The organism is Streptomyces sp. B5E4 (genome assembly GCF_039871555.1).
Classification (GTDB): domain Bacteria; phylum Actinomycetota; class Actinomycetes; order Streptomycetales; family Streptomycetaceae; genus Streptomyces.
This window is the reverse complement of sequence record NZ_JBDPMI010000042.1, coordinates 12,716-22,795: the sequence shown is the minus strand read 5'-3', so window position 1 is coordinate 22,795 and position 10,080 is coordinate 12,716. Positions and strand designations below refer to the sequence as shown.

General features: G+C 74.5%; 5 protein-coding genes. 2 read left to right on the top strand and 3 right to left on the bottom strand.

Annotation, left to right across the window (positions count from 1 at the left end; genetic code table 11):
- Positions 1–56: 56 nt before the first annotated feature.
- Positions 57–971, bottom strand: a complete 915-nt coding sequence (locus ABGA99_RS33725) for a methyltransferase domain-containing protein (RefSeq protein WP_347577754.1) — start codon at positions 969–971, stop codon at positions 57–59.
- 288 nt (positions 972–1,259) lie between these two features.
- Here ABGA99_RS33725 and ABGA99_RS33720 point away from each other — a divergent pair, with 288 nt between their 5' ends.
- Together ABGA99_RS33720 and ABGA99_RS33715 are read left to right on the top strand one after the other, a co-directional pair.
- Positions 1,260–2,282 carry a 3-oxoacyl-ACP synthase III family protein gene (locus ABGA99_RS33720; protein ID WP_347584118.1) on the top strand — a complete coding sequence of 341 codons (1,023 nt, stop codon included), beginning with the start codon at positions 1,260–1,262 and terminating at the stop codon, positions 2,280–2,282.
- Complete coding sequence (locus tag ABGA99_RS33715; protein WP_347577756.1) at positions 2,279–3,727, top strand: FAD-dependent monooxygenase; 1,449 nt, start codon at positions 2,279–2,281, stop codon at positions 3,725–3,727. Before ABGA99_RS33720 ends, ABGA99_RS33715 begins: the two co-directional genes overlap by 4 nt.
- Before the next feature lie 115 nt (positions 3,728–3,842).
- Here the strand turns inward: ABGA99_RS33715 and ABGA99_RS33710 are convergent, their stop codons facing one another.
- Both ABGA99_RS33710 and ABGA99_RS33705 read right to left on the bottom strand, forming a co-directional pair.
- Complete coding sequence (locus tag ABGA99_RS33710) at positions 3,843–5,321, bottom strand: FAD-dependent monooxygenase (RefSeq protein ID WP_347584117.1); 1,479 nt, start codon at positions 5,319–5,321, stop codon at positions 3,843–3,845.
- A 43-nt stretch (positions 5,322–5,364) separates the two neighbouring features.
- Positions 5,365–10,056 (bottom strand): type I polyketide synthase, encoded by a 4,692-nt coding sequence (locus tag ABGA99_RS33705; RefSeq protein ID WP_347584116.1) that lies wholly within the window; start codon positions 10,054–10,056, stop codon positions 5,365–5,367.
- Positions 10,057–10,080: the final 24 nt, after the last annotated feature.

The window sequence follows — 10,080 nt, the reverse complement described above, 5'->3', positions numbered from 1 at the left end:
AAGGTGGGGGGCGGTCCTTGAAGGACCGCCCCCCACGTGGTGTTGCTGCCGGATCGTCAGGCGTCCATCGGCTTGGTGGCCGAGGACAGGATGTAGTCGACGTCCTCAAGCTCCCGCTTGAGCAGCTCCGGGTTCGCCCACGCCTTCTGCAGCACGCGGAAGTAGAGCTTGCTGACGGTCTTCTTGAACGCGGGGTCGGCCATCTTGTTGGTGATGAAGGCGCGCCACGGCTCCCACACCTTCGGCTGGATGGTCGTGACGTCGACGTCCTCGAAGCCCGCCTCGCCCAGCTTGGTGGCGTAGACGTCGCGGTCGTGCCAGTTGCGCTCGTCGACGGTCCAGTTGAGCCAGCCGATCGCGTGCGACTTGATGTCCTCACGCGGCCCCGCGTGCGGCATGGGCACGATGTCGGCCGTGGCCAGGACGCCGCCGGGACGCAGCACCCGGAAGGCCTCCTCGAAGAACGTGGAGCGCGGCTGGTAGTGCATCGCCGACTCCAGCGAGACCACCCGGTCGAACGTGTTGTCCGGGAAGGGGATCTCGGTGGCGGAGGCGAGCTGGAAGGTGAGCTTGTCGGTGACGCCCTCGCGCTCGGCGCGGGCGCTCGCGTACTCGACGTGCTGCGGCGTGATGTTGATGCCGGAGATCCGCTTGGTCTGCCGGCTCTCCATCCAGTAGAAGTCCTGGTCGCCGTAGCCGAAGCCGCAGTCCAGCACGACGTCGCCGGCCTGCATCTTGGCGGCGTCGGCGAGCAGTCCGGCGAGCGCCTGCTGCGCGTCGTCGTACGTCTCGTCGCCGGTCTCCCAGTAGCCCTGGTTGAAGTAGGTGCTGCTCTCGGTCATGAGGTGACCGGGGGGGTACATCTCGTAGATGCTCTGGACCTTCTTCGTCCAGTCCTTCGCCATACGGAACTTGACGAGCGCGCCCAGCATGCGGACGTCTTCACGGAAGGATGCCTGCGGTCTTGCCATGGTTCGCTATTCCTCCTGACCAAGCAGGCCGCAGGGTTTGGCGACGGCCGAGTTCTCTCACCGCGGCACGTGCTGACGGCCGTTCTGCGGGAAAATGGGATGGGGGAATTCTGGTCGGGTCGGCTAGGAGTCACCTAAAGCGAACCTGAAAGTCGACGGGTTAGCGCAGCTTTAGCCGGCGGCGGCACGATCGGCACCCCCTGTGTCGTGCCCAGGGCGTGTCCCGGGGGTCAGACCTTGCGAGATCCACGAGGCGCGCATCGCAGTGGTGCGCGGGAGAGGAGCGGGATGGACTCCCGGAGCATCCACATCCTGGCGGTCAAAACCGCCCTGCCCGGTCCCCCTGTCGACAACGCGGCACTGGCGCGCCGGCTCGGCACGGGCGACGCCTGGGTGCGGTGGGCCGAGACGAATGTGGGGGTCCATTCCCGTCATCTGGCCCGTGACCTGGAATCCGGTGCGATCACCCACTCCCTCGCGGATCTCGGCACGGCGGCGGCGCAGGACGCGCTCTCCGCGGCCGGGGTGGACGCGGCGGACGTCGACCTGATGGTGATGGGGTCGAGCATGCCGGACATGCTGATGCCCGCGACCGTCAACGTCGTCGCGGACCGCCTCGGCGTCAACGAGGTGCCGACGTACCAACTGCAGGGCGGATGTTCCGCGTTCGTGCAGGCGCTGCAGATCGCGGTGCGCAGGCTGGCGAGCGGCAGGGCCCGTACGGCGCTGGTGCTGGGCGGCGACACCTGGGTCAAGCACGTCGACCCGAGCGGTGACGTCAAGCGACTGTCCCCGGCCGAGCTGACGACGGTGGCGCTCGCCGGCGACGGCGCGGGGTGCCTGGTGCTGAGCGCGGAGCCGCGGCCGGGCGCGCCGGTGCTGCGCAGCGTCGACTCGCGGCTGGCGGGCGGCCCGCCGGTCCAGACCCTGGAGTGGTTCGGCGCACACGCCGACACGGGGCAGCCGGCGGTCACCGACGACCGGAGGGCCGTCGAGGAGCGGGTACCGGAGCTGGCCGCCGAGGCGTGGCGGGAGCTGCTGGACGACAACGGGTGGAAGGACTCCGACGTCGACGTCGTCCTGCCGCCGCAGCACTCGGGCCGGGTCACGGACCGGGTGACCGAGGCGCTGGGTCTGGCCGGGGTGCGCAGCGTCAGCCGGGTGGAGGAGGCCGGGAACTGCGGCAACGCCCTGATGCTGCTGCAACTGGAGGACGCCCTGGCCGGGTTGTCCGGCGGCGGGCGGGCGGTGGGCCTCATGGTCGAGGCGACCGAGTGGGCGCGCGGCGGGATCGCCGTGGAGGTGCCGTGAGCGAGCCGGTACGGGCCGTCGTCCTCGGCGGCAGCGTCGCCGGTCTGCTGGCCGCGGCGGCGCTGGCGCCCTACGTGGACGAGGTCACCGTCGTCGAACGCGACCGGGTGGCGCTGGACATGCCCGGCCCGCGAACGGGCGTGCCGCAGGCCGACCACGCGCACGTGCTCTGGTCGGGCGGCGTACGGGCCGTGGAGGAGCTGCTGCCGGGGACGACGGAGCGGGTGCTCGCGGCCGGCGGGCGGCGGGTCGCGGTGCAGCAGGACATGCTGCTGATGGCCGCGGCCGGCTGGGCCGAGCGCTTCCCCGAGACGCAGTTCATGCTCACGTGCAGCCGCCCGCTGCTGGAGTGGGTGCTGCGCCGCGGGGTGCTCGCGCTGCCGAACGTGACGCTGCTGGACGGCACCGTCGCCGCCGGGCTTTCGGGGAGCGCGGAGGCCGTGGACGGCGTACTGCTGCGCCCGCGGGACGCCGACGCGACGGCCGGCCCCGCGGGCGGCGAGCGGCTGGCCGCCACGCTCGTCGTGGACGCCACGGGCCGCGGCTCGGCGCTGCAGAGCTGGCTGGGCGGCTTCGGGCTGCCTGCCGCCGAGGAGGAGTCGGTCGACTCCGGACTGACGTACACCACGCGGATCTTCCGCGCCCCCGGGGACGGCGCCGCGACGTTCCCCGTGGTGAGCCTGTACGCCGACCACCGGACCGGCAAGCCGGCGCGCAACGGCCTCGTGGTGCCCATCGAGGGCGACCGCTGGATGGTGTCGCTGTCGGGGAGCCGGGGCGCCCGCCCGGCCGCCGACGCCGAGGGGTTCGCGGCGTTCGCGCGCAGCCTGAGGCACCCGCTGGTGTCCCGCATGGTGGCCGCCGCGGAGCCGCTGACGGACCCCCGTACCACCCGCAGTACCCGCAACCGGCGGCTGCGCTACGAGCGGATGACGGCCTGGCCGGCGGGGTTGCTGGTCGTCGGGGACGCCATGTCCGCGCTCAACCCGGCCTACGGGCACGGCATGACGGCCGCGGCGCGCGCCGCGCGGGCGCTGCGCGCGGAGCTGTCCGCGCACGGCCCGGCGCCGGAACGGGCGCGCCAGGCCGTGGCCGCGGTCAGCGCGGCGGTGGACGACCCCTGGTTGTGGGCGACGTCGCAGGACGTGCGGTTCCCCGACTGCCGGATCACCTCGGCGGACGCGGGGCTGGCCGAACGGGCGGCGGCGCGCGCGGGTTTCGCGGACCTGCTCCAGGCCGCCGCCTCCCGCGACGCGGGGGTCAACGCGGCGATGACCGGTGTGATGTCGATGTCGGAGCCGATGTCGGGTCTGGAGGATCCGCAGGTGCTCGACGCGGTGCGCGCGGCGGCGTCCTCGGGGGCGAAGCCGCTCCCGCAGCCGCGGCTGAGCGGCGCGGACCTCGCGGTGCTGCGCAGGCCGGCGCCGTCGGCCGTCCGCGGCTGACGCCCAGGGCCCGTACGACAGAGCCGCCGGCACCGGTCCGCAGACCCGATCGACGCCGACGGATACGACGAAAGGGGCCCGGCCGATCGGCCGGGCCCCTTCTCGTGCGTGCGTGTCAGGCGGCTGCCTCGCCGAACCAGAGGCGCAGCGCGGGCTCCAGGCCGTCGGTGCCGGTCTCGGCCGTCGCGGCCCAGGCCACGAACCCGTCCGGGCGGATCAGCAGCGCCACGGCGCCCACACCCTCGGCCGGGGCGAGGGAGACGCGGTCCAGGTGGCCCTCGCGGCCGTCGGTCGCCGGCAGGCCGGCGGAGCCGCCCGTGAGGTCGACCAGCGCGCCGCGCCCGGCCTTCAGCGCCTCCGCCAGGGCGGTGGACTTGCCGTCCGCGGTGCGTACCAGCTCGTTGGGCACGGGGCGGCCCAGCAGCGGGTGCGCGTCGTCCTTCTCGGCGCCGTCGAGGGCGTAGCGGACCTCGGTCACCGTGGTGATGAGGTGCCGGTTGACCTCGGGCAGCTTCACCAGGTCGGTGAAGAGCTGCCGCAGCACGTCGAAGTGCTCGCCCTGGGTGAGCAGCGAGAGCTGCGACTGCGTGAACACGCACGCCCGGTGGCCGACCGGGCGGCGCTCCTCGTCGTAGGTGTCGAGCAGGGCGTCCCCGGCGCGGCCGGAGAGGACGGCGGCGAGCTTCCAGCCGAGGTTGGCGGCGTCGTGCAGGCCGGTGTTGAGGCCGTGGCCGGCGAACGCGACGTGCAGGTGGGCGGCGTCGCCGACGACGAACACGCGGCCGTCGCGGTAGTTCTGCGCCTCCCGGGTGCGGTAGCTGTAGCGGTGCAGCCACTGGACCTCGCCGATGACGGGCGTGCGGCCGGTGATGCGCTCGGTGCTGGCGATCACCTCGTCCACCGTGACGGGCTCGTCCGCGGGCGGCGGCGCCACGTCCTCCTGGAACTCCAGCGTCATGATGCGCGAGGGCCCGCCCTCGTGGGGCGAGCGGATGACGGCGAACTGCCCGCCGGGGTAGTTGCCGGCGTGCCACTCGCCCTCGACGGATGCGATGTCCGCGAGCAGCCCGTACCAGCGCGGCCCGGTCTCCTGGACGTCGAAGTCCGCGAGCTTCAGCACCGCGCTGTCGGCACCGTCGGCGCCGACGAGGTAGGCGGCCTGGAGCTCGTACTCGCCGTCGTCGGCCCGTACGGTCACGGTGACGCCGTCCGCGTCCTGGCTGAGCCCGGTGAGGGTGTGGCCGCGGCGGATGTCGACGCCCGAGGACGCGGCGTGGGCCTCCAGCATCTGCTCGGTGTACTGCTGCGGCAGGAGCAGCGAGTACTCGTCCTCCATGTACGGCTCGAGGTCGAGCCAGTAGCTCGCGAAGTGCAGCCGCGGCCACAGCGGGGGCTTGCCCGCGCGCAGGGTGTCCATGATGCCGCGCTGGTCGAACAGGTCGGCGGTACGGGCGTGCAGCGTGCCGCCGATCGTGTGCTCGTTCGCCTTCGGCGAGCGTTCGAGTACGACGGCCTCCACCCCTGCCAGCCGCAGCTCGCTGGCGAGGAACAGGCCGACGGGGCCTGCTCCTGCGATGACGACGGTGCCAGTCAAGTGAGTCTCCATTCCAAGGTCTTCCACGCGCCGCTCGGGGCGGTCAGCGTGTGGCTGCGGCGAGTCGACCGTGCAGGAGCGCGGCGAGACCAGCCGGGGTCGGGTGGTCGTAGACGACGACCGTGGGCAGGGTGAGCCGGGTGGCGGCGTTGAGGCGGGTGCAGAGCTGGAGGGCGGAGAACGACGAGAAGCCGATCTCGGTGAGGTTGCCCTCCGGGTCGATCTCCGCGGCCCCGCCCAGACCGAGGACGTCGGCGGCACTGGCCCGCACGAGGTCGAGGAGTACGGCGCGGGCCGCGGCCTCGTCGGCGGCCTCCGCCAGCCGGGCGTCGAGCAGTTCGGCCTCGGCGTCCGGGTCGGCGCCGGAGGCGCCGGGTGCGGTGGCCGCGGGCGCGGGCAGGACGTCGCGCAGCAGGGATCGCTGGGCGTCGCCCTGGGCCGCGGTGAACCGGGGCCAGTCGGCGTCGGCGACGACGGTGGTGTCGGCGCCGGCCGCGGGCAGCCGGCCGAGTACGTCCACGGCGGGCCCGGCCGGCAGCGGGCGCAGCCCGAGCGCCGCCGGGTCGGCGAGGTCCGCGTGAGGGCCGAGGCAGACGGCGGCGGCGGGCAGCCCGGCGGCCCGGCGGGCGTCCACCAGGGCGGTCGACGCGGCGTACGCGGGCGCCTGTTCGCCGCCGCCGGGGAGCGCGAGGACACCCGCGAGCCCGGCGAGGACGACGAACGCCGCCAGGTCACCTTCGCGGGTCAGCTCGTCCAGGAGGCGGGCGGTGGTCAGGGCGGCGTACGGGTCCGTCTGCGCGGCGCCGGCGGCGTGGACGACGGCGGTGGGCGGCGCCTCGGCCAGCAGGGCGGCCAGGGCGGCGCGGTCGCCGCCCGGGTCGGGCCGTACGGTGACGTCCACCCCGGTGTCGGCCAGCCCGTCGGGTGCCCGGTCGGCCAGGAGGACGAGGTGGTCGGCGCCGTTCCGGGCGAGCCAGCGGGCGGCGTGTGCGCCGTACGGGGTGTCGGCCCCGGTGACGAGGACGGTCCCGGAGGGCTGCCACGGGGCGGGCCCGGCGGCGTCGGCGGGCAGCGGGGCAAGGCGCCGGGCGTGGAAGCCCGACGCACGCAGGGCGAGTTGGCGTTCGGCGGCCGGGGCGTTGTCCTGTCCCGGACGGCCGTTCTCGACGGCGGCGGCCAGGAAGCCGGCGAGGCGCCGGGCCGCGGTGTCGTCGAGGTCCTCGGGCAGGTCGATGACGCCGCCGGTCCAGCCGGGGACCTCGGCCGCCGCGCTGTGCAGCACGGCGGCTGCCGGGGCCTGTGCGGGGCGGGGGGTGTCGGAGCCCTCGACGGTGACGGCACCCTGGCTCAGGCCCCACACCGGTACCGGCCTTCCCGCGGCGGCCACCGCGCGCACCAGGGCGGCGGTGAGGGCCGTACCCGTGGACACGGGATGTTCGGGGTGAGGGCGTTCGTCCAGGGCGAGGAGGGAGAGCACCGCGGTGATCCGGCCGGCGTCGCCGGGGGTTCCGGCCAGCCGGGCGCGGATCTCCTCGACCGTCTGCTCCGGATCCGCCTCCGGGTCGGCGGCCAGGGCGACGACGTCCAGACCGGCGGAGGTGAGAGCGCCGGTCACCGCGTCGACCTCGGGCGTACGGCCCGAGGAGGCGGGGACGACGGCGAGCCACCTGCCGGCCGCGGTGGGCGCCGGGTCCCGGCCGGTCCGGACGACCGGGTCCCAGCGCAGCCGGTATCCGCTGCGGCGGGCGCGCCGCCAGTCGGTGAGGACCGGCAGGAGGCCGGCCAACTGGGCGCGCTGGCTCTCGTCGGCGTGCAGGGCGGCGGCCAGTCGCTCCAGGTCGCCGCTCTCGACGGCGTCCCAGAAGGGGGCATCGTCGGAGCCGGACGCGCGCGGCCTGGCGCCCTCCGGCGGGTCGACCCACAGTCGGCGGCTCTGGAAGGCGTAGGTCGGCAGCTTGACGAGCGTGCCGCGTGCGCTCCGGGTGGGCGGGAGGTCGTCCTCCGCCCCGTCGTCGTCCGCGGCCGGTTCCTGGGCGGCCGGTGCGGCGGGCCGGTCCAGCTCCAGCCGGGTGCCGCCCGCGTGCAACCGGGCCAGCGCCGTGATGAAGGCGGTGGCCTCCCGCTCGCCGGGCCGCAGGGCGGCGGCGAGGACGGCACCGCCGGCGCTCTGCGCCGCGCCGGTCGCCAGGCAGTCGTGGGTGAGTCCGGTAAGGGTGCCGTCCGGCCCGAGTTCCAGGTAGAAGCGGACGTCCTGCTGCGCCAGATGGTTGACGGAGTCCGCGAACCGCACGGTGCGCCGTACGTGGTCGGCCCAGTAGCGCGGGGACGCGGCCTCGTCGGCGTCGAGCACCTTGCCGGTGAGGTTGGAGACGACGGGGATCTTCGCCGGCCGGAACGTGAGCTGCGAGACGACCTCGGTGAACTCCGCGAGCATCGGCTCCATCAGCGGGGAGTGGAAGGCATGGCTGACCCTGAGCTGCTTGTGCTTGTGGCCCCACACCTCCCAGAAGGCGCGGATCTCCTCGACGGCCGCTTCCTCGCCGGAGATCACCGTGGTGGTGGGCGTGTTGACCGAGGCGATGCCGACCTGGTGCTCGCGGCCCTCCAGCATGGGCAGCAACTGCTCCTCGGCGACCTGCAGCGCCACCATCGCGCCGCCCCCGGGCAGCGCCTCCATGAGCCGGCCACGGGCGGCCACGAAGGCGCAGGCGTCGGGCAGGTCCAGCATCCCGGCGACGTGCGCGGCGCTCAGCTCGCCCACCGAGTGGCCGAGCAGGAAGTCGGCCCGTACGCCGAAGGATTCGGCGAGCCGGTACAGCGCGGCCTCGACGGCGAACAGGGCGGGCTGGGTGTAGCCGGTACGGTCCAGCAGGGCCGCCTCGTCGCTGCCGGGGTCGGCGAAGACGAGGTCGCGCAACGGCCGGTCGAGGTGGGGCGCGAAGGCCGCGCACACGTCGTCGAAGGCGGCGGCGAAGACCGGGAACCGCTCGTAAAGTTCGCGCCCCATGCCGGCGCGCTGGGAGCCCTGGCCGGTGAAGAGCACGGCGGTACGGCCCGCGCGGGACCGGCCGGTGACGGCCGCGGCGCCGCCGTCGGCGACGGCCCGCAGCCCGGCGAGGACGTCCGCGCGGCTCTCGCCCACGGCGACGCCCCGGTGGTCGAGGGTGGCCCGGCTGACGGCCAGGGTGTGCGCCACGTCGGGCAGCGGCAGCTCCGGGTGGCTCTCCAGGTGGCGGTGGACCCGGTCGGCCTGGGCGCGCAGCGCGGCCGGGGAATGGCCGGAGACGCGCAGGACGACCGGCCCTTGCCGCTCGGGGGTGGGCGCGGCCGGTTCGGCGGGCGGTTCGGCGGGCGGTTCCTCGATGACGACGTGGGCGTTGGTGCCGCTCATGCCGAACGAGGACACGCCGGCCCGGCGCGGGCGTTCGCCGTCGGCGGGCCACGGCAGGTCTTCGGTGAGCAGCGCGACGTCGCCGGCGCTCCAGTCGACGTGCGGGGTGGGCGCGTCGATGTGCAGACTGCGGGGCAGCACGTCGTGCCGCATCGCCAGCATCATCTTCATCAGCCCGGCCGCACCCGCCGCCGCCTGGGTGTGGCCGAGGTTGGACTTCACGGAGCCCAGCCGCAGCGGCCGGCCGGTGGGGCGGCCCTGCCCGTAGGTGGCGAGGATCGCCTGCGCCTCGATCGGGTCGCCGAGGGTGGTGCCGGTGCCGTGCGCCTCGACGACGTCGACGTCGGCGGACGACAGCCCCGCCGAGGCGAGGGCCTGCCGGATGACGCGCTGCTGGGACGGGCCGTTGGGCGCGGTGAGGCCGTTGGAGGCGCCGTCCTGGTTGACGGCGGAGCCGCGCAGTACGGCCAGTACGCGGTGGCCGTTGCGGCGGGCATCGCTGAGGCGTTCCACCAGCAGCAGCCCGGAGCCCTCCGCCCAGCCGGTGCCGTCGGCGGCGGCGGCGAACGGCTTGCAGCGGCCGTCGGGGGCCAGGCCCCGCTGGCGGCTGAACTCCACGAAGATGCCGGGCCCGCACATGACGGTGGCGCCGCCCGCGAGGGCCAGCGAGCACTCCCCCGCCCGCAGGGACTGCGCCGCGAGATGCAGGGCGACCAGGGAGGAGGAACAGGCGGTGTCGACGGTGACGGCGGGACCTTCGAGACCGAAGGAGTACGCGATGCGGCCGGAGGCGATGCTCGGCGCGCTGCCGATGCTGATGTGGCCCTCGTAGCCCTCCAGCGCCTTGCTGACCTGGGTGGCGTAGTCGCTGTACATGACGCCGGCGAAGACGCCGGTGTCGCTGCCGCGCAGGGAGGTGGGGTCGATGCCGGCGTCCTCGAACGTCTCCCAGGCGGTCTCCAGCAGCAGCCGGTGCTGGGGATCGGTAGCGGCGGCCTCCCGGGGCGTCATCTCGAACGCCTCGGGGTCGAAGTGCGCGGCGTCGTAGAGGAATCCGCCCTCCTTGACGTACGTGTGGCCGGGCCGGTCGGGGTCGGGGTCGTAGAGTCCCTCGACGTCCCAGCCCCGGTCCCGGGGGAAGGCGGACACGGCGTCGCCGCCGCTGGACAGCAGCCGCCACAGGTCGTCGGCTGAACGGACCCCGCCGGGCAGCCGGCAACCCATGCCGACGATGGCCACGGGCTCGTGGCGTCCGGACTCGGCGTCGGCGAGGCGCTGCCGCGTCTCGTGCAGGTCGGCGGTGACCCACTTGAGATAGTCCAGGAGCTTTTCCTCGTTGGCCATCGCGCTGATCCCCTCAGCTCCTCG